Here is a 25,635-nt window from a genome sequence, read left to right as displayed (position 1 = left end):
TTTCCAACGAGCGTCCTTCAGTTGACCCGGTCGGCGATGTCCTGGGGCACCGGGATCTGGATTTCCAGCAGTTGCTGGGCGAATGCCTTGCCCTGGGGGTCGATGCGCAGGCTGGCGACGCCACCGCCGCCGAGGGCGTTTTCCAACAGGAAATTCAGGCTCTGGGTACCGGGCAGGTACCAACGCTCGACGCGTCCGCGCACGGGATCGAGTACATGGCTCATCCAGTCGACCATCACTTGCGGCGTCAGCGCTTCGGCGATCCACGGCAGGTACTCGGGCTCGCGGGCGATCACACCGATGTTGCTGTGATTGCCCTTGTCACCGGAGCGGGCCACGGCCAGCTTGATCAGGGGGACGCTGGCATCGGCCCGACCCTGGGGCCTGGGCAGTTCCGGGGCGGTGGGCAGGTCGCTGGTGTCCAGCGGTTCGACGTCAGGCAGGACGCAGGCGTGGAGCTGGCCGTCCAGTTGGATGTCGAGCCGGCAGGCACTTTTGTCGATCAGGAACGAGAAGAGACGTATCAGCGGCTGCACCGTCGGTCGGCCGCCCAGCAGGCCGGTCAGTCCAGGTGCCATGCCGGTGGCGGCCGGGGCGATCTCCCGGGCAAACAGCGCCAGCGCTTGTCGGTCCGGGTGCCGGACCGCCAGCTTGATCAACACTTCGCGGCTGTCCCGGCGTTGGCCGTGGTGACCGTAGGTGGCTTCGCTGCCCAACAGCTCGATGTTCACTTCGCTGTAGGGAGCCCAGCCTCGCTCGCTGAACATCTGCGAGGTCCTGGCAATGATCGCCTGACTGACCCGTTCGGCCTTGGCCACCGCATCGATGCCGGCGATCAGGCACAGGGCGGTGCAGCGAAAGCCGTCCGGCCAGGTGGCGCACACTTTGTACCGATCGGTGGGGGGCAGGCCCCTGGCGCCCTGGACTCGCACGGCATGCCTGCCTTGCTGGATCAACCTGACCTGGCTGAAATCGCAGATCACGTCCGGTAGCAGGTACCCCTGCGGGTCGCCGATTTCGTACAACAACTGTTCGCCGACGGTCAGCGGTGTGACCAGCCCGCCAGTGCCTTGCACCTTGGTGACAATGAACTGGCCGTCGGCGCTGGCTTCGACGATGGGAAAACCGATGTGCTCGTAATCCGGCACGTCTTGCCAGTCCGTGAAATTACCGCCCGTGCATTGGGCCCCGCACTCGATGAGATGTCCGGCCAGTGCAGCCTGGGCCAATTTGTCGTAGTCGTGCCAGGCCCAGCCGAATTCGTGCACCAGGGCGGCGCTGACCACCGCACTGTCCACCACGCGACCGGTGATCACGATATCGGCTCCCAGGCGCAGGGCTTCGACGATGCCTGGTGCGCCCAGGTAGGCGTTGATGGAGAGGCACGTAGAGGGCAAGGGCTCGCCGCTGGACATCTCGCGGATGCCCTGCTGGGCAAGTCCTTGGCATTGAGTTTGCAGGTCATCGCCCAGCAGTACGGCGATCTTCAACGGCACGCCGGCCTCGTCGCAAGCTGTTCGAAGGGCGGCGGCACAGGCTTGGGGATTGACCCCGCCGGCATTGCTGATGACGCGGATGGCGCCTTCATGCAGACGCTGGAGCAGGGGGGCCAGCACTTCGACAAAGTCGGTGGCATAACCGGCCTGGGGATCCTTCATGCGCGCAGCGGCCATGATCGAGAGGGTGATCTCGGCCAGGTAATCGAACACCAGGTAATCCAGGTTCCCGCCGTCCACCAACTGGGCCGCGGCGGTAGGGGTGTCGCCCCAGAAGGCGCTGGCGCAACCGATACGGATCGCTCTTGGCATGGAGGGCCCTCCGGTAAACGGGATTCGAGACTACCAAGCAAGCGCTTGGTTTGTAAACGACCGCTGGTTCTTCTGCCCGAGCGCTTGCTTGGTTGTCCCGCTGGGCTTAAATTGCCGGCGCCACGTCGAACGACTGTAGGAGAGAAAGGGTGGACGAGCAAAAAGCCTTGAGGGTCATGCAAGAGCTGGTGGAGCTCGGTCAACTGACCGACCCGGACAGCGCCCGCGGCAAGTTGCTGCAGACGGCCGCCCACCTGTTTCGCAACAAAGGCTTCGAGCGCACCACGGTGCGCGACCTGGCGAGCGCCGTGGGCATTCAGTCCGGCAGCATCTTTCATCACTTCAAGAGCAAGGACGAGATCCTGCGGGCGGTGATGGAAGAAACCATCCGCTACAACACCGCCCTGATGCGCGCGGCCCTGGCCGAGGCGGGCAATGTTCGTGAGCGGGTACTGGCGCTGATCCGCTGCGAACTGCAGTCGATCATGGGCGGTACGGGCGAGGCGATGGCGGTGCTGGTCTACGAATGGCGCTCGTTATCCGAGCAAGGGCAGGAGCAGGTGCTGGCCTTGCGCGATATTTACGAGGACTTGTGGCTGGAGGTGCTGGGCCAGGCCAAGGATGCCGGGTATATTCGCGGGGACGTGTTCATTACCCGGCGTTTCCTCACAGGCGCATTGTCCTGGACCACCACCTGGTTTCGCGCCGAAGGCAGCCTGAGTCTCGATGACCTGGCCGAACAGGCATTGATCCTGGTGCTTGAAGAAAAACAATAATCGGGCCGTTTTCCTCCGGTTGCCGCGTGGTTGGCTAATCGGGCTGAAACCGCCTAGCTTGAATGTATGACTTATGGGGGAGTGGGTGACCTTGAAGTGTTCGCCGATGGGGATGACTTCGCGTGTTCTACTGGCCGTGCTGGCCATTTTCCTGGCCTTGCCAGCTTCGGCGGCGCAACTGGTCCGTATCGGGGCCGCGCATTTCCCACCCTATACGGTGCGCCCCGAAAATGGCGCCGACACCGGCCTGCTGCCGCAATTGGTCGAGGCCCTGAATCGCTCCCAGACCGACTACCAGTTCGTGCTGGTGCCTACATCGATCCCGCGTCGCTTCAATGATTTCAAGCAGGGCCGGGTCGATATGGCGATCTTCGAGAACCCCGACTGGGGATGGAAGGACGTGCCGCATACCGTGGTGGACATGGGCCTGGAGGATGCGGAGATCTTTGTCGCCCAGCGCCAGCCGGATCGCCAGCAGAGCTATTTCGCCGACCTCAGGGGCAAGCGCCTGGCCCTGTTCAGCGGTTACCACTATGCCTTTGCCGAATTCAACGCCGATCCCAAGTTTCTCATCGGCCAATACAACGCCACGCTGACGTATTCCCATGACAGCAACCTGTTGATGGTGCTGCGCGGTCGCGCGGACATCGCGCTGGTGACGCGTTCGTACCTCAATGACTATGTCCTGCGCAATCCTCAGGTCGGCCCCCAGTTGCTGGTGTCCGAGCGTATCGACCAGGTCTATCACCACTATGCGTTGATCCGGCCCCAGGCGCCGATCACCAGCGAAACCTTCGCCCGGTTATTGCAAACGCTTCGGGACAACGGTCAATTGCTGGCCATTTTCACGCCTTACCAGATTGCCCTGGTGCCGACCCACAATCATTGACCGGCCCCTAAATTTCCCGCCCTGGCTCACGTCCCACGTTGACTACCGACGAATACGCGAGCCTCTGCCATGCCCGACCTCAACCACCCGACGATTCTGCCCTTGCCCGGAGGGCGCCGTCTGGGCGCCGATGAAACCGAACGTCATCTGAGCCTGATGCTGGAAGGCGCACCGCTGATCCGGCTGCGCCTGGAGCGTGGCCCCGAATTGCGGGTGCATCTGCAGGAAATCAACGACCGGCCAGTTGGGCCGGCCCTCTGGGCCGCCTGCTATTGGCTGTTTGCCCGGGAGCCGCAGTGCCAGCGCCTGGTCTGGCACCTTGCTGAGCGTCCCGGCGACGCCTTGCTCAGCGGCCTGCTGACGGCCACCGGGGAGGCTGACGAATATGCCTGCGAGCGCACGCAGTTCTGGCAACTGCCGCAACCCTGGCTAGGCGAGTCGTTCAATGGCAGTTATCCGCAGCAGATGATCATCACGGACGGCAAGCGCCATCCGCGTCGGCCGATAAAGCCTCGCGGCGAAGTGTATCGGCGTTTCGATGCGCGGCTGGGGGCCTGGGTGTCCTTGCGCACCCTGGAGATCGAGCACGACCTGGCGCGTTTCAATCGCTGGCAGAACAGCCCCCGGGTGGCGAGTTTCTGGCAGGAGCAAGGCAGCCTCGAACAGCACCGCCAATACCTGGACACGCTGCAGCGCGACCCACGGGTCCTGACCCTGATCGGTTGTTTCGACGATCAGCCGTTTGCCTACTTCGAAGCCTATTGGGCCAAGGAGGATCGGATCGCGCCGTTCTATGACGCCGAGAACTACGATCGTGGCATCCACATGCTGGTGGGCGAGGAGCAGCATCGGGGGCCCCACAAGGTGGCGAGCTGGCTATCGGCGCTGGTGCACTACCTGTTCCTGGACGACCCGCGCACCCAGCGCGTGGTGGCCGAGCCCCGGGCCGACAATGCAAGGATGATCGGATACCTGCACAACCAGTGTTTCCACTGCGAGAAGGAATTCGATTTCCCTCACAAGCGTGCGGCGCTGATGATCCTGGGGCGCGAGCGGTTCTTCGACCGGTGCGCGTTGATGTGAGGTTTGGCATGGACCAGGTGGCGGTCATCAGGCCGTCATCATGAACAGGCTCGCTTTCACCAGGTCGGTGGACCTGGTGAAAGCGAGCCTGTTTGCGGCAAGGCCGGAGAAAATGGCGTGTGTTACCGCCGGGCGAAGGTGTCTGCGCGCACGCCCGACGCCTTGCGGCAATGCACCAGGGCGTCACGGATCATGAAGTTCACCAGGGTGGGCGAGACCCCCAGTTCCTTGGCGATGTCCTTCTGTGGAACGCCATGCAGGCGATACATTTCGAAGGCGTAGCGGGTGCGGCTGGGCAACTCGGTCAACGCATCGGCAATGTGCTCCAGCGTGGAAAAGTTGATGTGAGACGTTTCCGGCGAAGCACCCTGGATCACCACGTTCAGTCCTTCCTCTTCCGGCCCCGAGTATTTCTGTTCCAGCGCCTGCTTGCGGTAGTGATCGATCGCCAGGTTGCGCACGATCTGGAACAGGTAACTGAGCTGAGCCTTGAAGGAAGAGGTGATCTGGGGCGCCGATTGCAGCCGGAAAAACGCATCCTGCACCACATCTTCGGCGCGAGACCGGCAACCGGTGATGCGCGCCGCGATCTTGACCAGGATCATCCGGTTATCGACGAACGCCTGAAGTAACGGTGAGTCGCACCTGCTTGTGGATACTTGTTCCGTCATGGAATTCACCTTGCTGCAAAAAGTTAGCAGGACAAGCGGTTAACTGGCGGCGTCCTGCACATCGAGCGCCAAATTAGGCTGAATGATAATGATTGTCAATTGAGAAGAAGAATTATTGATGGCGATTGTTCAAGATGGGCCGCCGCGACCCATTGCCGCAGGGCGATCGCTTGCCAATGGCTCGGTGGGCCTGCTCGCTGACTAATTATTTGCCGGCGTGATCCGTTCTCATGGGTGACGGTTTCGGGCGGCAGCCCGGATGCCGCAACGCATTTCCATTGCCTCGCGCGGTCGGCCATGACCGCGTCCCGCATGCCGTCGATGGCGTGCGATGGAAGAAGACTGGATATCACTTGCAAGCCGAATTTCAGGCAGGAAACCTCATGACCGACGCGTTCGAACTTCCCAGCACCCTGGCCCATGCCCTCCAGCGCCGCGCCGCCTCGACGCCGGATCGCGTGGCCTTGCGCTTCCTTGCCGACACGCCGGAGCAGAGCGTGGTGCTGAGTTATCGCGATCTGGACCTGCGCGCCCGCACCATTGCCGCCGCCTTGCAGGCCGAGGCGACAGTCGGCGATCGCGCGGTGCTGCTGTTTCCCAGCGGCCCCGATTACGTCGCGGCGTTTTTCGGTTGCCTGTACGCCGGTGTGATCGCCGTGCCGGCCTATCCACCGGAGTCGGCCCGTCGTCATCACCAGGAACGTCTGCTGTCGATCATCGCCGACGCCGAGCCGCGCCTTTTGCTCACCAGCAGCGATCTGCGCGAAGCCTTGCAGGCCATCGAGTCCGCACCATCGTTGCTATGCGTCGACAGCCTCGACCCGGCACGTGCCGGACAATGGGTCGCGCCGACCTTGCAGGACGATGACATTGCCTTTTTGCAATACACCTCCGGCTCCACTGCATTGCCCAAGGGGGTGCAGGTCAGCCATGGCAACCTGGTGGCCAACGAGCTGTTGATCCGCCATGGCTTCGGCATCGACCTGAACCCCGACGACGTCATCGTCAGCTGGCTGCCGCTGTATCACGACATGGGCTTGATCGGCGGCCTGCTGCAACCGGTCTTCAGTGGCGTGCCATGCGTGCTGATGTCGCCGGGGTATTTCCTGGCCCGGCCGTTGCGTTGGCTGGAAGCCATCAGCGAGTACGGTGGCACCATCAGCGGCGGCCCGGATTTCGCCTATCGGTTGTGCAGCGAGCGGATCAGCGACTCGGCCTTGCAGCGCCTCGACCTGAGCGGCTGGCGGGTGGCCTATTCGGGCTCCGAGCCGATCCGCCTCGACACCCTGGAACGTTTCGCCGAGAAGTTCGCGGCGTGCGGTTTCACCTCTGACAACTTCATGGCGTCCTACGGCCTGGCGGAAGCCACCCTGTTCGTCGCCGGCACGCCCCGCAGCCATGGCATTGCTTCATTGCGCATAGACGACGCGGCGCTGGCGCAGAACCGCGCCGAGCCGGGGCAAGGCAGCGCGGTGATGAGCTGCGGTTTCGGCCAGCCCGGACACGGGGTGCTGGTCGTCGAACCCAATACGCTCCAGCCGCTGGCCGACCAGCAGGTGGGCGAAGTCTGGGCCACCGGGCCGAGCATCGCCCATGGTTACTGGCGCAATCCCGAGGCCACGGCCAAGACCTTCGTCCAGCATGACGGTCGTACCTGGCTGCGCACCGGCGACCTGGGCTTCGTCCATGGCGGCGAGCTGTTCATCACCGGTCGCTTGAAAGACATGCTGATCGTGCGCGGGCACAACCTTTATCCCCAGGACATCGAGCAGACCATCGAGCGTGAGGTGGAAGTGGTGCGCAAAGGCCGGGTGGCGGCCTTCGCAGTCAACGATGGCACCGAGGAAGGCATCGGCATTGCGGCGGAAATCAGCCGCAGCGTGCAGAAAATCCTGCCGCCCGAGGCGCTGATCAAGACCCTTCGTCAGGTGGTGGCCGACGCCTGCCAGCAAGCGCCGAGCGTGGTGGTGCTACTCAATCCCGGTGCCTTGCCCAAGACGTCCAGCGGCAAGTTGCAACGCTCGGCGTGCCGCACTCGCCTGGCCGACGGCAGCCTCGACAGCTATGCGCAGTTCCCGTCGACCGAGGTCGCAAGTGTCCGTGCGCAGGCGTCGACCTCGCCGTTGCAGGCGCAGATTGCCCAGCTCTGGCGCGAGCTGTTGCAGGTTGACGAAGTGCAGGGAGACGATCATTTCTTCCTGCTGGGGGGCAACTCCATCATCGCCACCCAGGTGGTTGCGCGGCTGCGCGAAACCCTGGGCGTGACATTGGAGCTGCGCCTGCTGTTCGAAGCCCCGACCCTCAGCGCTTTCACGGCCGTAGTGGCCGCCAGCCAACAGGACGGCAACCCGTCACAGGACACGATCAGCCTGTTGCCGCGCCATGAGGCATTGCCGCAGTCCCTGGCCCAGAACCGCTTGTGGATCACCTGGCAACTGGACCCTGCAAGCTGCGCCTATAACATTCCCGGCGGCTTGCACCTGCGTGGCGAATTGGACGAAAACGCACTGCGCGCCAGTTTTCAGCAACTGATCGAACGCCATGAATCCCTGCGCACGCGTTTCCTGGAGCGCGATGGCGTGGCCATGCAGCAGATCGATCCGGCTGCGGGATTCGACCTGCGCTCAATCGATCTGGCGGACTTGCCCAACGATCAGCGCCAGGCCCGCGCCCGGCAGATCCGGGAAACCGAAGCGACTACGCCGTTCGACCTGGAAAAGGGGCCGCTGCTGCGGGTCACGCTGGTGCGCCTGGATGAGGACGATCACCAGTTGCTGGTGACGATGCACCACATCATTGCCGACGGCTGGTCGATGAATGTGCTGGTGGACGAATTCTCGCGGCTGTATGCCGCCGCGACCCAGGGGCAGGTCGCCGCGCTGGCGCCGCTGCCGTTGCAGTACGCCGACTACGCCCGCTGGCAGCGCCAGTGGCTCGCCCAGGGAGAAGCCGAGCGGCAACTGGCCTATTGGAAACAGACACTGGGAGACGAACATCCCGTCCTGGCGCTGAGCACCGATCATCCTCGCAGCGCCCAGCGTCTTCGCAGCGCCGCGCGTCATAGCCTGCGCCTGGACAAGAGCCTCGGCGATGCCTTGCGCCAGCTCGCCCAGGCCCACGACGCGACACCGTTCATGTGTCTGCTGGCGGCATTCCAGGCCTTGTTGCAACGCTATACCGGCCAGTCCGACCTGCGCATCGGCGTGCCCAATGCCAACCGTCCACGCCTGGAAACCCAAGGCCTGATCGGCTTCTTCATCAATACCCAGGTGCTGCGCGGGCAGGTCGATTCGCGCCAGTCCTTCGCCGCGCTCCTGGCCCAGGCCCGGGAGGCCACGCTGGGCGCCCAGGCGTACCAGGACCTTCCCTACGAACAACTGCTCGAAGCCTTCCCGCAGGCTCGCGAACAAGGGCTGTTCCAGGTGATGTTCAACCATCAGCAACGCGACCTGGGCGCCTTGCGACGCTTGCCGGGATTGCTGGCCGATGAGCTGCCATGGCACAGCCGCGAAGCCAAGTTCGATCTGCAACTGCACAGCGAGGAAGACCGCAACGGGCGGTTGACGCTGTCGTTCGACTACGCCGACGAGCTGTTCGAGGCGGCGACCATCGCGCGCCTGGCCGGGCATTTCTGCAACCTGCTGCGGGCAGTATGCGCCGATCCGCAGCAGGCCATCGGCGACGTGCCTTTGCTGTCCGCCGATGAGCAGGCGCAACAGCAGCAATGGAGTGTGGCCCCTTGCGAACCGGCGGCACGATGGTTGCCGGAGCTGCTGAACGAGCAGGCCCGGCGTACGCCGCAACGCGCCGCGCTGCTGTGGGAGGGCGGTCGCCTGGACTACGCCGAACTGCACACCCAGGCCAATCGCCTGGCCCACTACCTGCGGGACAAAGGCGTTGGCCCCGATGTGTGCGTGGCAATCGCCGCCGAGCGTTCGCCGCAGTTGCTCATCGGCGTGCTGGCGATCATCAAGGCCGGTGGCGCCTATGTACCGCTGGATGCGGATTACCCGGCCGAACGCCTGGCCTATATGCTCCAGGACAGCGGCGTCGATCTGCTGCTGACGCAGACCGCGTTGCTCGAACGCTTGCCGGTCTGCGAAGGCATCAGCGTGATTGCCCTGGATGCCTTGCATCTGGAGCAATGGCCGGGCAATCCGCCAGGCCTGCATCTGCACGGCGATCATTTGGCCTACGTGATCTACACCTCCGGTTCCACCGGCCAGCCCAAGGGGGTCGGCAACACCCACGCGGCCCTGGCCGAACGCTTGCAATGGATGCAGGCCACCTATGGCCTGGACGAAACCGATGTGCTGATGCAAAAGGCGCCGATCAGCTTCGACGTGTCGGTGTGGGAATGCTTCTGGCCCTTGATCACAGGTTGCCCGCTGGTCCTGGCCGGCCCCGGCGAACATCGCGACCCGCACCGCATCGCCCAGTTGGTCCAACAGTTTGGCGTGACCACGCTGCACTTCGTGCCACCGCTGCTCAGCCTGTTCGTCGACGAACCCTTGAGCGCCGGTTGCACCTGCCTGCGCCGGGTGTTCTCCGGGGGTGAAGCCTTGCCGGCCGAATTACGCAGCCGAGTGCTGGCGCAACTGCCGACGGCGCAACTGCACAATCGCTACGGTCCGACCGAAACCGCCATCAACGTCACGCACTGGCATTGCAGCGATGCCGATGGCGAGCGCTCGCCGATCGGCCGTCCGCTGGGCAACGTGCTGTGTCGCGTGCTCGACAGTGAGCTCAACCCGGTACCGTCCGGAGTGTCGGGCGAACTGTGCATCGGCGGCCTGGGCCTGGCCCGGGGTTACCTCGGCCGGCCGGGCCTGAGCGCCGAGCGGTTTGTACCGGATCCGCTGGCCGCCACGGGCGCGCGCCTGTATCGCACCGGCGACCGGGCGCGCTGGACCGCCGGTGGGGTGATCGAATACCTCGGCCGCCTCGATCAGCAGGTCAAACTGCGCGGTTTCCGTATCGAACCGCAGGAAATCGAAGCGCGGCTGCTGGCCCAGGAGGGCATCGCCCAGGCGGCCGTGCTGGTGCGCGACACCGCCGCCGGTCCGCAATTGATCGGCTACTACACAGCGCCAGATCTTACCGGGGACGACCTGGACCAGCGGCTCCTCGCCGCCCTGGCCGCCGAATTGCCGGACTACATGGTGCCCGCGCAGGTGTTGCGCCTGGATGCCATGCCGCTGAGCCCCAGCGGCAAGCTCGACCGCCACGCCTTGCCCGAACCGCAGTGGCAGGGGCGTGACCACGTGGAGCCGGTCAGCGCCCTCGAATGCCAGCTCGCCGATATCTGGCGCGACGTGCTGGGGCTGTCCCGGATTGGCCTGCGGGATGATTTCTTTGCCCTCGGCGGCCACTCGCTGCTGGCGACCCAGATCATTTCCCGCACCCGCCAGGCCTGCGACGTCGAGTTGCCGCTGCGAGCCTTGTTCGAGAACAGTGAACTGGGGGCGTTTGCCGAACAGGTACGCTTGATCCAGGCCAGTGGCCAGACCAACCGGCAGCCACCGATCGAAAAGGTCGATCGCAGCCAACCGGTGCCGCTGTCCTATTCCCAGCAGCGCATGTGGTTCCTCTGGCAGATGGAGCCGGACAGCCCGGCCTATAACGTCGGCGGCATGGCGCGTTTGCGCGGGGTGCTGGATGTCGGGCGCTTCGAGGCGGCCTTGCAGGCATTGGTCTTGCGACACGAAACCCTGCGCACCACGTTCCCCAGTGCCGACGGCGTGGCCTGGCAGCAGGTGCACGATGACGTGGGCCTGCGGATGGACTGGAAGGATTTCTCGGCGCTGGCCGCCGATGTCCGTGAACAACGGGTGCAGGCGCTGGCCGACAGCGAGGCCCACAAGCCTTTCGACCTGGAAACCGGGCCGTTGCTGCGGGCCTGCCTGGTCAAGACCGCGGAGCAGGAGCATTACCTGGTGCTGACCCTGCATCACATCGTCACCGAAGGCTGGGCGATGGACATCTTCGCCCGGGAGCTGAGCGCGTTGTACGAAGCCTTCGTCGATGACCGCCAATCGCCGCTGGAGCCTTTGCCGGTGCAATACCTGGACTACAGCGTCTGGCAGCGCCAGTGGCTGGAGTCCGGCGAGCGCCAACGGCAACTGGACTACTGGACCGCGCAACTGGGCCGTGAACACCCATTGCTGGAGCTACCGTCCGACCGTCCGCGGCCACCGGTGCAAAGCCATCGCGGCGAGTTGTTCCGCTTCGACCTCAGCGATGACCTGGCCGCCAGGGTGCGTGCCTTCAACGCGCAACACGGCTTGACCCTGTTCATGACCATGACCGCCGCCTTGGCCGTGCTGCTCTATCGCTACAGCGGCCAGACCGACCTTCGCATCGGCGCGCCGGTGGCCAACCGGATCCGACCGGAAAGCGAAGGGCTGATCGGTGCGTTCCTCAACACCCAGGTGCTGCGTTGCCAGCTCGACGGGCAGATGTCGGTGGGCGAGCTGTTCGAGCAGGTGCGCCATACAGTCATCGAAGGCCAGTCCCACCAGGACCTGCCGTTCGATCATCTGGTCGAAGCCCTGCAACCGCCGCGCAGCGCCGCCTACAATCCGCTGTTCCAGGTGATGTGCAACGTCCAGCGCTGGGAATTCCAGCAGAGCCGCACATTGGCCGGCATGACCGTGCAGTACCTGGTGAACGATGCCCGGGCCACCAAGTTCGACCTCAACCTGGAGGTCACCGACCTGGATCATCGCCTGGGTTGCTGCCTGACCTACAGCACCGACCTGTTCGATGAACCCCGCATCGCCCGCATGGCCGGGCATTGGCGCAACCTGCTGGAGGCGCTGCTGAGCGATCCGGGCCGACGCTTGAGCGAGCTGCCGCTGCTGGACGCTGGCGAGCGGCAACAGTTGCTCGACAACCTGGGTGTCGAGCCCGGCGAGCATCGCCTGGACCACTGCCTGCACCCGCTGTTCAGCGAGCAGGCCCAGGCCCGTCCCGATGCCCCGGCCTTGACCTTTGCCGGACAGACCCTGACCTACGGTGAACTCGAACGCCGCGCCAATCGACTGGCCTGGATGCTGCGCGAGCGCGGCGTCGGGCCACAGGTCCGGGTGGGCCTGGCCCTGGAGCGTTCCCTGGAAATGGTCATCGGCCTGCTGGCGATTCTCAAGGCCGGCGGTGCCTACGTGCCGCTGGACCCCGAATACCCGCTGGACCGCTTGCACTACATGATCGAAGACAGCGGCATCGCGTGGTTGCTCAGCGACCGGGCGATGTTCGAGTCTCTCGGTGCGCTGCCAGACGGCGTCGGACGCTGGAGCCTGGAGGAGGATGGTCCGGCATTGGTGCAATATCCTGATCATCCATTGCCGTCGATCAACCTGCCGCAGCACCAGGCCTACCTGATCTACACCTCGGGCTCCACCGGCAAGCCCAAGGGGGTGGTGGTGTCCCACGGCGAAATCGCCATGCACTGCCAGGCGGTGATCCAGCGTTTCGGCATGCGCCCGGACGACTGCGAGCTGCATTTCTATTCCATCAACTTTGACGCCGCCACCGAGCGCCTGCTGGTGCCGCTGCTCAGCGGCGCCCATGTGGTGCTGCGGGCCCAGGGGCAATGGGACGCCGAGGAAATCTGCGGATTGATCCGCGCGCATGGCGTCAACGTCCTCGGTTTCACGCCCAGCTATGGCAGCCAACTGGCGCAATGGCTGGCGACCCAGGGGCAGATCCTGCCCGTGCGCATGTGCATCACGGGGGGCGAGGCCCTGACCGGGGAGCATCTGCAGCGCATCCGCGCGGCGTTCAGCCCGGCACGGTTTTTCAACGCCTATGGCCCGACGGAAACCGTGGTCATGCCATTGGCGTGCCTGGCACCCGAGCAATTGGAGGAGGGCGTGACCAGCGTGCCCATCGGCAGTGTGGTCGGTGAGCGGGTGGCTTATATCCTCGATGCCGACCTGGCCCTGGTGCCGCAAGGCGCGACAGGCGAGTTGTACGTCGGCGGCGCGGGCCTGGCCCAGGGGTACCACCAGCGGCCGGGCATGACGGCCGAGCGGTTCGTCGCCGATCCGTTCTGCACCGAAGGTGGGCGGCTCTATCGCACCGGCGACCTGGTGCGCCAGCGTGCCGATGGCCTGGTGGAATACCTGGGTCGGGTCGACCATCAGGTCAAGATCCGTGGCTTCCGTATCGAACTGGGGGAAATCGAAACCCGCCTGTTGGAACACGACGCGGTGCGCGAGGCCGTGGTACTGGCCCTCGATATGCCGGGCGGCAAGCAATTGGCAGGCTACCTGGTGACCGACGTCGCCACCCAGGACGCCGAACGACAAGGCGTCCTGCGCGAAGCCTTGAAGCATCATCTCAAGGCTCAGCTGCCGGACTACATGGTGCCCACGCACCTGATCCTGCTGGCGAGCATGCCGCTGACCGCCAACGGCAAGCTCGACCGTCGCGCCTTGCCGATGCCGGATCTTGAGCTCAACCGGCAACATTATGTGGCGCCGAGCAATGCCCTGGAGCAGACCCTGGCGGCCATCTGGTGCGAGGTGCTGAACGTGGAACAGGTCGGCCTCAACGATAATTTCTTCGAGCTGGGCGGCGATTCGATCCTGTCTATCCAGGTGGTCAGTCGGGCCCGGCAGCAGGGCATCCACTTCACGCCCCGCGACCTGTTCCAGCACCAGACCGTGCAGACCCTGGCCGCTGTCGCCACCCACAGCGAACAGCTGAGCGCCGAGCAGGGCTTGCTGAGCGGCGAGTCGGGGCTGACACCGATCCAGCACTGGTTCTTCGAGTGCCCGATCCCCAATCGACACCACTGGAACCAGGCGTTGTTGCTGGAGCCGGCCATGACCCTGGACCCGGGACATCTGGAACAGGCGCTGCAGGCTGTCCTGCAGCAGCACGACGCCCTGCGCCTGGGCTTTGCACAGACCGCCGGACACTGGCGCGCCGAGCATCGGCCGCTGTCGGACGTCGCGCTGGTGCAGTCGCTGTCCGTCGACTCCGTGGAGCATTGCCAGGCCTTGTTCGAGCAGACCCAGCGCAGCCTCGATCTGTCTGGCGGTCCGTTGCTCAGGGCAGTGCTGGCCCGGTTGTCCGACGGTGGGCAGCGCCTGCTGATCGTCATCCATCACCTGGTGGTGGACGCGGTGTCGTGGCGGGTACTGATGGACGATCTGCAAACCGTCTACCGCCAGATCACGGCCGGGCAAGCGATCGGGCTGCCGGCCAAGACCAGCCCATTGCGCGATTGGGCGGCGCGCTTGCAGGCCTATGCCGGCAGCGAGTCCCTGCGCGAAGAACTGGCCGACTGGCAACGCCGGTTGAGCGGCCCGGCTGTGGCGTTGCCTTGCGCGCATCCTGACGGTGCTCTCCAGGAGCGTCATGGACAGACGGTCAGTGTGCGCCTGGATGCCGGGCGCACCCGGCAGCTGTTGCAACAGGCGCCGAGTGCCTACCGCACCCAGGTCAACGACCTGTTGCTCACGGCACTGGCCCGGGTCCTGTGCCGCTGGAGCGGTCATGAGTCGGCCCTGGTCCAGCTCGAGGGGCACGGCCGCGAGATGCTGTTCGACGATCTGGACCTGACCCGCACCGTGGGTTGGTTCACCAGTGTCTACCCTGTGCGCCTGAGCCCGTCGGCCGAAGATATCGGCGCATCGATCAAGGCCATCAAGGAGCAGTTGCGCGCCGTACCGCACAAGGGGCTGGGCTATGGCGTGCTGCGCTACCTGGCCGACGACGCCACTCGCCAGGCGATGGCTGACCTGCCGCAGGCGTCGATCACCTTCAACTACCTGGGCCAGCTTGACCAGACCCTGGGGCATGACGCCCTGTTCCGGCCACTGGACGCAGCGCTGGGGGCGATCCACGACCCCGATGCGCCACTGCCCAATGAGCTGAGTGTCGACAGCCAGGTCAGTGGTGGTGAGCTGGTGCTGCGCTGGACCTACAGTGGCGAACGCCATGACAGGCAGACGATCGTCACCTTGGCCGCGGCGTACCTCGATGAGTTGCAGCGCCTGGTCGAGCACTGCCTGACGGACGAGGCGGGCGGCCCGACGCCGTCGGATTTCCCGCTGGCGAAACTGTCCCAGGAGCAGCTCGACCACTTGCCCGTGCCGGCTGCGCAGATCGAGGATGTCTATCCACTGACGCCGATGCAGGAAGGCATGCTGCTGCACACCTTGCTGGAACCGGGCACCGGTCTGTACTACATGCAGGACCGCTACCGCATCGACAGCGAACTGGACCCGCATCGTTTCGCCCAAGCCTGGGAGGCGGTGGTGAGCCGTCACGAAGCCTTGCGCGCCTCGTTCTGCTGGAACGTCGGCGAAGAGATGCTGCAGATCATCCACAAGCCCGGCAACACGCCAGTGGATTATCTCGACTGGCGCGAGGTACCCGGGGACCAGCAGGAAGACCGGCTCCAGGCGCTGCTCAAGCGCGAGCGCGAGGCCGGCTTCGATCTGTTGAACCAGGCACCGTTCCACCTGCGACTGATCCGCGTGGGCGAGGCGCGCTACTGGTTCATGATGAGCAATCACCACATCCTGATCGATGCCTGGTGCCGCTCGTTGCTGATGGACGATTTCTTCGAGATCTATACCGCCCTTGGCGAAAACCGCGAGCCCCGGCTGGCCGTTCCACCCCGCTATCGCGACTACATCGGCTGGCTGCAGCATCGGAGCCTGGCCGAGGCCCGCCAGTGGTGGAAGCACAACCTGGAAGGGTTCGAACGGACCACGCCAATCCCCGCCGACCGCCCGTTCCTGCGTGAACACGCCGGTGACAGCGCAGGCATGATCGTCGGCGACTGCTACACCCGCCTCGAGGCAAAGGACGGCGCACGGCTGCGCGAACTGGCCCAGGCTCACCAACTGACGGTCAACACCTTCGCCCAGGCAGCGTGGGCGCTGGTGCTGCGGCGAGTGAGCGGCGACCGGGACGTGCTGTTCGGTGTCACTGTGGCCGGCCGCCCGGTGGAATTGCCGCAGATGCAGCGCACGGTGGGGCTGTTCATCAACAGTGTCGCGTTGCGGGTGCGGATGCCCGAGGACCAGCAGCGCTGTACGGTGCGCCAGTGGCTGGGCCAGTTGCTGGACAGCAACATGCAACTGCGCGAATACGAGTACCTGCCGCTGGTGAGCATCCAGGAAGTCAGCGAACTGCCCAAGGGCCAGCCGCTGTTCGACAGCCTGTTCGTGTTCGAGAACGCTCCGGTGCAAGTCTCGGTGCTGGACCGCGCCCGCAGCCTCAACGCCACGTCGGATTCGGGTCGCACCCACACCAACTTCCCGTTGACGGCGGTCTGCTATCCCGGGGACGACCTGGGGCTGCATCTGTCTTACGACCGACGCTACTTCGAAGCGTCCACCGTCGAGGGGCTGCTGGGTGAGTTCAAGCGATTGCTGCTGGCCCTGATGGAGGGCTTGCACGGTGACATGGCCGAGCTGCCGCTGATGGCGGCGCAGGAGCAGGACTTCCTGGTCCATGGCTGCAACCAGAGTGAGCGCGACTATCCCTTGGCCCAGAGCTATGTGGAATTGTTCGAGGCCCGGGTTGCGGCCCATCCGCAACGGATCGCGGCCAGCTGCCTGGACAACCGATACACCTACGCCGGGTTGAACGCCCACAGCAACCGCCTGGGCCATGCACTGATCGCCTGCGGCGTGGGCCTCGATCAGCCGGTGGCGCTGCTGGCCGAACGGGGGCTGGACCTGCTGGCAATGATCATCGGCAGCTTCAAGGCCGGCGCCGGGTACCTGCCGCTGGACCCGGGCCTGCCGAGCCAGCGCCTGGGGCGTATCCTGGAACTGAGCCGCACGCCGCTGCTGGTCTGCACCCAGGCCTGCCATGCCCAGGCGCTGGCGCTGCTGGATGAGCATGCCTGTTCGGCGCGGCCGAAGCTGCTGGTGTGGGAAGACATCCAGGCCAGTGATGCGTCGCAGGAAAACCCCGGAGTCCATAGCGGGCCGGACAACCTGGCGTATGTGATCTATACGTCCGGTTCCACCGGGCAGCCCAAGGGCGTGATGGTGCAGCAGCGGGGCATGCTCAACAATCAGCTGAGCAAGGTGCCGTACCTGGCGCTGGACGAGGCCGATGTGATCGCCCAGACGGCGTCCCAGAGTTTCGACATCTCGGTGTGGCAGTTCCTCGCCGCGCCGTTGTTCGGGGCCAGGGTCGACATCGTGCCGAATACCATCGCCCATGATCCGCAAGGGTTGCTGGAACATGTGCAGCGCCAGGGCATCACGGTGCTGGAAAGCGTGCCGTCCCTGATCCAGGGGATGCTTGCCCAGGATCGTGTCAGCCTGGACGGACTGCGCTGGATGTTGCCCACTGGCGAAGCGATGCCCCCGGAGCTGGCCCACCAGTGGCTGTTGCGATACCCGGCCATCGGCCTGGTCAACGCCTACGGCCCGGCGGAATGCTCCGATGACGTGGCGTTCTTCCGTGTCGACATGGCGTCGACCCGTGGCACTTACCTGCCCATTGGCACGCCCACCGACAACAACCGTTTGTACCTGCTCGACGGCGCGCTGGAGCTGGTGCCGCTGGGTGCCGTGGGTGAGCTGTGCGTGGCGGGCACCGGGGTAGGACGTGGTTATGTCGGCGATCCGCTGCGTACTGCCCCGGTATTCGTGCCCAATCCGTTCGGCGCGCCGGGGGAGCGGTTGTACCGCACTGGCGACCTGGCGCGGCGGCGCAGCGATGGCGTGCTGGAGTACGTCGGCCGCATCGATCATCAGGTGAAGATTCGTGGCTATCGTATCGAGCTGGGTGAAATCGAGGCGCGGCTGCATGAGCAGCCGGAGTTGCGCGATGCCGCGGTGGGCGTGCAGGAGGGGATCAACGGCAAGCATCTGGTGGGCTACCTGGTCGCTTCTGATTCGACGCTGCCGGCGACCGAACGCCTGGAGCGCATCAAGCAACGCCTGCGGGCCGAGCTGCCGGAATACATGGTGCCGCTGCATTGGCTATGGCTGGACCGGCTGCCCCTGAACGCCAATGGCAAGCTCGACCGCAACGCCTTGCCGGCCCTGGAGATCGGCCAGTTGCAAAGCCAGGATTACCAGGCACCGGGCACCGCGCTGGAACAGACCCTGGCGGATATCTGGGCGCAGGTGCTGAACGTCGAGCGAGTGGGCGTACGGGATAACTTCTTCGAACTGGGCGGCCATTCGTTGCTGGCGACGCAAATCGCCTCTCGGGTACAGAAGGCCCTGCAACGCAACGTACCGCTGCGGGCCATGTTCGAATGCAGCACGGTCCAGGAACTGGCCGACTACATCGAAGGATTGGCTGCCAGCGAAATCACCGAGGAGAAGGTGGACCGGCTGAATGACTTGATGGCCGAGCTGGAGGGGCTGTAAATGGCATGATCTCTGTGCAGGCCCCTGTGTGAGCGGGGCCTGCGCCTCTTGTCGCGAGGTATCCAGCGATCTTAAATCCCTGTGGGCGCGTCATGGGGTGCGGCAGCATTCTTCCGGTTTGCTGAAGAAGGTGACGCCGGAGGCGAATGCGCCGATTTCCTGGAAGGTATCGTTGACGGCATCCAGCAAACCGAATTGTTCCGGGGTCTGGGTGTTGCCGTAAACGGCCAGCAGTGCCTCGTAGAACATCAGTTTTCCTTTGGCCCGCTGTCCGGAAGCTTTCTGGGTATCGGCGGCTTTGGGCTTCAAAAGATCCACTTGTGCCTGGGCGAACGCCTGAAGCTCGGCTTTGGTCATGGCGGTTCTCCATCCGGTGATGGTTGATCGAGTCCTCACCCTATCGCCGGTGGCCGGGCAAAACTACTGTCATAGCTGACAGGTACCCTACGGACGGGATCATCCCTTGCATTGACGGATCGCTGCATGCCACGGCAGGCTGCCGAGGTTTTTGCGCATTCAAACTTTCCATATTCACAAGGAGGTCCTCGATGCCCTTTGCAACCCTTGATGGACAATCGCTTCACTACCTCGACCAGGGCCAGGGCCCGGTGGTGGTGTTGGGCAGCAGTTATTTGTGGGACCACGGCATGTGGGCGCCGCAGATCGAGGCCTTGTCCCGGCATTACCGGGTGATCGCCCCGGACCTGTGGGGCCACGGCCAATCCGGGCGTCTGCCGCAGGACATGACCTCCCTGGACGACCTGGCTCGCCAGGTGCTGGGGCTGATGGACCAACTGGACGTCGATGACTTCAGCCTGGTGGGGCTTTCGGTGGGCGGCATGTGGGGCACCCGGTTGGCGCTGGCGGCGCCCCAGCGGCTGCAGGCACTGGTGCTGATGGACACTTATGTGGGCGTCGAGCCGGAGCCGACCCGCCAGTATTATTTCTCGTTGTTCGACAAGATCGAGGCGAACGGGGCCATTGCCGAACCTTTGCTGGATATCATCGTGCCGATTTTCTTCCGGCCGGGCATCGAGCCGCAGTCGCCGCTGTACCAGCAGTTCCGCGCCACGCTGGCCGCCTTGCCGGCCGACCGCCTGCGCGACAGCATCGTGCCGCTGGGGCGGATCATCTTCGGTCGGGACGACATTCTGTCGCGCCTGCCGGAGCTGGACGCCGGCCGGACCCTGGTGATGTGTGGCGACCAGGACAAGCCACGGCCGCCGTCCGAGGCCCAGGAGATGGCCGGGCTGATCGGTTGCCCCTGTCGGTTGATCCCGCAAGCGGGGCATATCTCCAACCTGGAGAACGCGGAGTTCGTGACCGCTGCGCTGCTGGAGTTTCTACGCCGCTGACCCCGCCATCACGACCCGTGGAGGGGGGCGAAAACCGATGTCGTGGACGACGATAAAAACCTGTGGTAGCGGGCTTGCCGCTCCCACAGGTTTCGGTGGCCGCCGGTTACTTCGGCCCGAGTATCTTCACCAGCTTGTCCGGTGATGGCGCGCCTTGCTGTTGCTGCAGGTCGCCTTTTTCATCCAGATAGAAAATCGCCGGGGTGGCGGACAGTTCCAGTTCGTCCATGAGCTGCAAGTTGGCATCCAGCTTGGCCTGGATGGCCGGCGGTATGTCCTTGAGCGGTTTGAGGGGGCTGCCCTTGCCGGCCTTCTCATGGTTCTCCAGGGCTTTTTCAGGATCCTTGGCGGCCAGCAACGCGGCGGATTTTGCCGGGCTGTCCTCACGGATGATGCCCACCATGATGTGGCGCAGCTGCACCTTGCCGGCGTTGACCCATGGCCGTGCCTGTTCCCAGAACATGTTGCAGTACGGGCAGTTGGGATCACTGAACAGGTAGACGGTGCGTGGTGCATCCGGTTTGCCGTCGGCGATCCAGTGGCTCGCTTGCATCTTGCTCCAGATCTGCTTGGCCATCGGGGCATAGACCAGCTTCTGCAGCGGCTCGGCGCTCAGGTCCTTGCCGTCGGCGTCGTACAGGTTGCCCAGCAGTACATGCTGGCCGTCGGGCGTCAGGTAAAGCGCCATGCCACGGTTCTGGTATTGCGCGGCGTAACCGCGAAGTCCGTCCGGTGCCTGGAACGTGCCGACGATTTTCGCGCCCTTGGCTTCGATCTTCTTGATGGCTGCCGGCAACTCCTCGGCCTGGAGCAGGGGGGCTTGGGACAGCGCTGTGGCGAAGGCCAGTGTCAGCAGAGGGCGGAGGCGGGGCATGGCGATTTCCTTGTGACGGGGTGGGGCGCCGCGGTCGAGCCCGGCGTTTCGAAGTTTTCCAGGGCGCGGGCCAGGCTCGCTTCCGAGAGTTCACCGAGGTGGCTGTCCAGCAGGCGGCCGTCGGCGCCATAGAACAAGGTTGTCGGCAGGGCCATGGAGCCGACGGCCTGGCCGAGTCGGCCACTGCCATCGAACAGAACGTTGTCCAGGCTCAGGCCCTGGGTTTCGAGGAAGGTGCTGACGCTTTGCATGCTTTCGGCCTGATTGACGAACAGGAACGTCAGGTCGGGACGCTGCTGTTGCGCCTCTTCCAGTACCGGCATCTCACGCCGGCAGGGCGGGCACCAGGTGGCCCAGAGGTTGATGACCAGGGGGCCGCCCTGGTAATCGGTGAGCTTTACCGTCTCGCCTTCGGCGTTTCGCAGGCTGATGTCCGGCAGGCGGGTACCCTGCTCATAGAGGGTCAGGGACATCGTGGCCACCAGCCAGAACAACAGGCCGCTGCCGACGCCAAAGCCCAGTGGCCGGCGCAGGGGCGGACGACGTAGGGCCCACAGCGTTGTGCCGATCAGCAGCGCGACGATGCCGGGCCAGGCCAGGAAACCGCCATCGCGCAGGTCGACGATCTGCCACAGGTCGTCCCGGTAATGGCCCCAATAAGCCACGACAAAGCCGACCCGCGCCGCCAGGAGCCCGAGCAGGAACAGCACGAACAGCACCGATTCGGGGTTCTCGCCACCGCGCCGGGCCACTCGCCAGCCAACGAATGTCGCCAATGCCAGGGCGCTGATCAACAGCAGGTGATTCAGGGCAATGGCGAAGGTCCCCAGGGTTAACGTCAGCATCAGCGAGCATCCCGGGTGGCGTTCCAGCGTGCCAGGAAACCCTTGGCATCGATTTCCCCGGTGATCCGCTGGTTGCGACGCTCCTGGCCATCGCTACCGATCCACAGCAGGCTCGGTGGCCCTGGCACTTGATAGCGCCCCAGCAGCTCACGGCTGGCCTGCGTATCGGCAGTCACGTCCAGGCGCAGCAGGCGTACGCCTTTGAGGGCGTCCAGCACTTCGGGACGGCCGAACACCTGTTTTTCCATGATCTTGCAGGACACGCACCAGTCCGCGTAGTAGTCGAGCAGCACCCACTGGCCCTGGGCCTGGGCGGCGTCGAGCTCCCGCTGCAGGGCCGCGGGTTCGCTGACCGTGACGAAGGCATCCCGGGCATCGACCACCGCGCCGCCCTGGCCGCCGCTGTAGACTTTCAAGGGCTGGAAGAAGTCGTCGCTGCCGCCTGCCGCACCGATGACCAGCAGGCTGCCCCAGAGCCCCAGCAACAGCGACGCGCTACCGCACACGTACGCGGTACGACCGAAACCTTCGGTCTGGCGCCAGGCGCTGTAGGCGGCGATCAGCAACAGCACGCCCCACAATCCGATCCACAGCGAATCATCGATGACCGGACGAATCATCAGCAGCGCAGTGCCCAGGAACAGGAAACCGAACACGCCCTTGAGCACGTTCATCCAGGCCCCGGGCTTGGGCAGGAAGCGATTGCCCACAGTCACCAGCAGCAACAGCGGCAGGCCCATGCCGATGCCCATGGCGAACAGGATCAGCCCGCCGTGCAGTGCATTGCCGCTCTGGGCGATATACAGCAGTGCGCCGGCCAGTGGCGCGGTCATGCAAGGACCTACCAACAGGCCGGACAGTGCGCCGAGGACGCCGGCGCCCAGCAGGCTGCCGCCACGCCGCTGGCGGCCGGCATTTTCCAGTCGGTCCCGCAGGGCGGCCGGCAATTGCAGTTCGAAGAAACCGAACATCGGCAAAGCCAGCAGCACGAACACCGTCGCAAAGGCGCCCAGCAGCCACGGTTGCTGCAACAGCGCCTGCAGATTGGCTCCCAGCAGCGCGGCGAGCACGCCCATGGCGGCATACACCAAGGCCATGCTGATCACATAACTGCCGGCCAGGGCCAGGCCCCGCCGGGGACCCGCGCCGCTGCCCACCACCAGCCCGGCAAGGATCGGCAGCATCGGCAGGGAGCACGGCGTGAATGCCAGCAGTAGCCCCAGGCCGAAGAACACCAGCAGGCTCCAGCCCAGGGCCCGCTGCTGCAGGCCACTGGCCAGGGCCTGGTCCGCCGCTTCGCCATTGGCCGCCGCGGGAACGTCACCGCCCAGGTCGACTACCTGGGTCTGGGGTGGGTAGCACAGGCCTGCGTCGGCGCAGCCCTGGAAACCCACCTTGATCTTGCCGGTGGCGCCCGCCGGGATCTTCAGTTCCAGCGCCTGGCGATAGACCTGTTGATCGCCGAAGAACTCATCGCTGTGGGCCTCGCCTTCGGGCAACTTCGGTTTCTGCGCCTCGGCCAGGCCGTCGAACCTGAGCCGTTGCTGATACAGGTAATACCCGTCGGCGATCTGCCAGAACAGCTGGGTCTCACCGGAATCGAGGCGCTCGGCGGTAAACACGAAGGCCTTTTCCACCGGCAGGAAGTCGGGTTTTGTCTCGAAGGGATTGGCGGCCTGGGCCAGGCCCGAGATCAGGAGCAGCCACAGCAAAAACAATCGACGCATGTAGAGAAGCCTTAGAACGAAGCGAGTGAGGGCACAATGGCGACCGGCGATTAACCGTCGATTAACCCGGCGACGACGGGTCAACAGCAATGATCGCCCATGGGGCGGTACTCGTCGCATAATGTCGGCTTAATCGGCCGGCGGCCTAATGTACCTTTTTCCACGAGGCTTACCATGCACGTACTGGTCTGCGAAGACGATGAGTTGATCGCCAGTGGCATCGTCGCCGGCCTGACGGCCCAGGGCCTGGTCGTCGAACACGTGGCAACGGCATCGGCGGCGCGGGCGATCCTCGCGGTGGCCGAATTCGACGTCATGGTGCTGGACCTGGGGTTGCCCGACGAAGACGGTCTCAAGCTGCTGCGGCAATTGCGCCAGCAAGGCCTGGAGATTCCGGTGCTGATCCTCACGGCGCGCGATTCGGTGACCGATCGGGTCGACGGGCTGCAGGCCGGCGCCGACGACTATCTGCTCAAGCCTTTCGACCTGCGGGAACTGGCCGCTCGCCTGCACACGCTGTTGCGGCGGGTGGCGGGGCGCAGCGTAAACCTGATCGAGCATGGCAGCCTGACCTACGACCCCAGCAGCCGCGAAACGATGCTGGCGGGCCAGCCGGTAGACCTGTCCCGCCGGGAGCAGTCGCTGTTGCAGGCCTTGCTGCATAACCGCGGCCGGGTGCTGTCCGCCGAACAGCTCAAGGACAGCGTCTACGGCTTCAGCGACGAACTGGAAAGCAATGCCCTGAACGTGCATATCCATCACCTGCGGCGCAAGCTGGGCAACGGGATTGTCGAGACGGTACGTGGCCTGGGGTATCGGCTGGGGCCGGCCGGCGACGGGAAGACTTCCAAATGATGAGCCTGCGATTGCGCCTGAGCCTGACCCTTGGCGCCGCGTTCATCCTGATCTGGGCCCTGGCTGCTGCATGGATGCTCAGCGACCTGCGCAACCAGATGATGTTTTCCCTTGACCAGCGCCTGGTGGCGTCGGCGCGGATGGTGGCCGGGCTGCTGGAGCAGCTGCCGCCCATGCCCAGCAAGGGCGAGGGCACACATTTCAGCGCGGAACAGTTGAACATCCCGGGGGGCATGGCCTGCCAGGTCAGCTCCCTGCGCGGTGAGATCCTGGCCCGTAGCCACAGCACCCCGGAACAGGCCCTGGAAGCCGAGAAAATGGGGTTCCACGACCAGATGATCGACGGTGCGCCGTGGCGCAGCTTCACCCTGGCCCGAGGCGATGTGCGTATCACCACCGCCGACCGCCAGATCGAGCGCGAAGCCTTGAACATGTCTGTGCTGCTGGCCGCCTCGGTGCCGGTAGGCGTGGCGCTGCTGGGGTGCCTGTGTCTGCTGTGGCTGGGGATCGGCCAGGGCCTTGCACCGCTCAATCGCATGCGCGATGCGTTGATGCGGCGCAGTGCCGACTCCCTGGAACCCTTGCAGATTCATCCGCTGCCCAGCGAGCTGCGACCGTTGCTGGAAACCCAGAACCAGCTGTTCCAGCGCATCGGCAAGACCATCGAGCGGGAACGCCGGCTGACCGGCGACGCCGCCCATGAACTGCGCAGCCCGTTGACGGCCATCAAGACGCACCTGCAAGTGGCGCGCATGACCGACGGCGCTGCCCGCGATCAATCCCTGGCCCGGGCCGAGGAGGGCGCCGACCGCCTGCACCGCACGCTCGAACAATTGCTGCTGCTGGCCCGGGTCGAAGGCAGCCTGTCGTTCGACGATGGCGTGCAGTGCAGCGCCGAGCAGGTCGCGCGACTGGCGATCCAGGACGCGGGCGGTGGCGCTTCCCGGCGAATTCGCTTGCACATAGCCCCGGGCCTGTCCGATGCGCCGGTGCAGATGCCGGCGGTACTGTCCATCGCCGCGTTGCGCAACCTGCTGGATAACGCCCTGCGCCACACCCCGGACGATACCGACGTGGAACTGAGCCTGGAAATGATCGGCCAGCGGGTACGCTTCAAGGTCCGCGATCACGGCCCCGGCATTGCCGCCGACGATCTCCAGCACCTGACCCAGCGCTTCTGGCGCAGCGGCCAGAGCACCGGCTGCGGACTGGGCCTCGCGATCGTCCAGGCCATTGTCCAGCGTTGTGGCTGCGGCCTGCATTTCGACAGTCGTCCGGATGGGCTGCGGGTTGAATTGACGATGCCGGTGCAGGCATTGCCCGGTTGAGCGGATCGATTGTGTCCCTACGAACATCGAGCGTACATCTGCGGTAACGACCTGCCATTG

Annotated in this window: 13 protein-coding genes; 7 read left to right on the top strand and 6 right to left on the bottom strand. The window is 64.9% G+C overall.

The window, feature by feature from the left end:
- Positions 1 to 17 precede the first annotated feature (17 nt).
- Complete coding sequence (locus BW992_RS24975) at positions 18 to 1,808, bottom strand: acyclic terpene utilization AtuA family protein (RefSeq protein ID WP_072430325.1); 1,791 nt, start codon at positions 1,806 to 1,808, stop codon at positions 18 to 20.
- Between the two features lie 149 nt (positions 1,809 to 1,957).
- Between BW992_RS24975 and BW992_RS24970 the strand changes: the two genes are divergently transcribed.
- From BW992_RS24970 to BW992_RS24960, 3 genes are all read left to right on the top strand, one after another.
- Positions 1,958 to 2,584: a TetR/AcrR family transcriptional regulator gene (locus BW992_RS24970; protein ID WP_076407245.1), complete on the top strand. Its 627-nt coding sequence runs from the start codon at positions 1,958 to 1,960 to the stop codon at positions 2,582 to 2,584.
- Between the two features lie 112 nt (positions 2,585 to 2,696).
- The gene (locus tag BW992_RS24965; RefSeq protein WP_072458151.1) at positions 2,697 to 3,473 is read left to right on the top strand and encodes a substrate-binding periplasmic protein; all 777 of its coding nucleotides are present in this window, start codon (positions 2,697 to 2,699) and stop codon (positions 3,471 to 3,473) included.
- A gap of 69 nt (positions 3,474 to 3,542) precedes the next feature.
- Entirely contained in the window at positions 3,543 to 4,556 is a 1,014-nt protein-coding gene (locus tag BW992_RS24960) for a GNAT family N-acetyltransferase (protein ID WP_076407244.1), read from the top strand.
- Positions 4,557 to 4,678: 122 nt separating this feature from the next.
- On the opposite strand, the gene BW992_RS24955 is transcribed toward BW992_RS24960, so the two are convergent.
- Complete coding sequence (locus BW992_RS24955; RefSeq protein WP_072389154.1) at positions 4,679 to 5,227, bottom strand: RNA polymerase factor sigma-70; 549 nt, start codon at positions 5,225 to 5,227, stop codon at positions 4,679 to 4,681.
- A 383-nt stretch (positions 5,228 to 5,610) separates the two neighbouring features.
- Here BW992_RS24955 and BW992_RS24950 point away from each other — a divergent pair, with 383 nt between their 5' ends.
- A complete protein-coding gene (locus BW992_RS24950; protein ID WP_076407243.1) occupies positions 5,611 to 18,591 on the top strand; it encodes a non-ribosomal peptide synthetase in 12,981 nt (4,326 codons plus the stop codon).
- Between the two features lie 90 nt (positions 18,592 to 18,681).
- Here the strand turns inward: BW992_RS24950 and BW992_RS24945 are convergent, their stop codons facing one another.
- On the bottom strand, positions 18,682 to 18,948 hold the full coding sequence (locus tag BW992_RS24945; RefSeq protein WP_072389150.1) for a hypothetical protein: 267 nt from the start codon (positions 18,946 to 18,948) through the stop codon (positions 18,682 to 18,684).
- A gap of 191 nt (positions 18,949 to 19,139) precedes the next feature.
- On the opposite strand from BW992_RS24945, the gene BW992_RS24940 reads away from it, so the two are divergent.
- The gene (locus tag BW992_RS24940) at positions 19,140 to 19,946 is read left to right on the top strand and encodes an alpha/beta fold hydrolase (RefSeq protein WP_072430328.1); all 807 of its coding nucleotides are present in this window, start codon (positions 19,140 to 19,142) and stop codon (positions 19,944 to 19,946) included.
- Between the two features lie 106 nt (positions 19,947 to 20,052).
- Here BW992_RS24940 and dsbG read toward each other — a convergent pair whose 3' ends face one another.
- Genes dsbG through dsbD form a run of 3 tightly spaced genes read right to left on the bottom strand, consistent with a single transcriptional unit; the run spans position 20,053 to position 23,392 of the window.
- A complete protein-coding gene (dsbG, locus tag BW992_RS24935) occupies positions 20,053 to 20,820 on the bottom strand; it encodes a thiol:disulfide interchange protein DsbG (RefSeq protein WP_072389146.1) in 768 nt (255 codons plus the stop codon).
- On the bottom strand, positions 20,796 to 21,665 hold the full coding sequence (locus BW992_RS24930) for a TlpA family protein disulfide reductase (protein ID WP_072389144.1): 870 nt from the start codon (positions 21,663 to 21,665) through the stop codon (positions 20,796 to 20,798). Before BW992_RS24930 ends, dsbG begins: the two co-directional genes overlap by 25 nt.
- Complete coding sequence (gene dsbD / locus BW992_RS24925) at positions 21,665 to 23,392, bottom strand: protein-disulfide reductase DsbD (RefSeq protein ID WP_076407242.1); 1,728 nt, start codon at positions 23,390 to 23,392, stop codon at positions 21,665 to 21,667. The genes BW992_RS24930 and dsbD overlap by 1 nt, the downstream gene beginning before the upstream one ends.
- Positions 23,393 to 23,566: 174 nt before the next feature.
- Between dsbD and BW992_RS24920 the strand changes: the two genes are divergently transcribed.
- Together BW992_RS24920 and BW992_RS24915 are read left to right on the top strand one after the other, a co-directional pair.
- Positions 23,567 to 24,247: a response regulator gene (locus BW992_RS24920; RefSeq protein ID WP_072389140.1), complete on the top strand. Its 681-nt coding sequence runs from the start codon at positions 23,567 to 23,569 to the stop codon at positions 24,245 to 24,247.
- Entirely contained in the window at positions 24,244 to 25,575 is a 1,332-nt protein-coding gene (locus tag BW992_RS24915) for a sensor histidine kinase (RefSeq protein WP_076407241.1), read from the top strand. Before BW992_RS24920 ends, BW992_RS24915 begins: the two co-directional genes overlap by 4 nt.
- Positions 25,576 to 25,635: the final 60 nt, after the last annotated feature.

Origin of the sequence: Pseudomonas sp. 7SR1 (genome assembly GCF_900156465.1) — a bacterium.
In the GTDB taxonomy this organism is placed as follows: domain Bacteria; phylum Pseudomonadota; class Gammaproteobacteria; order Pseudomonadales; family Pseudomonadaceae; genus Aquipseudomonas.
Note: the sequence above shows the minus strand (reverse complement) of the source record. Positions and strands in the feature narration are given on the sequence as shown.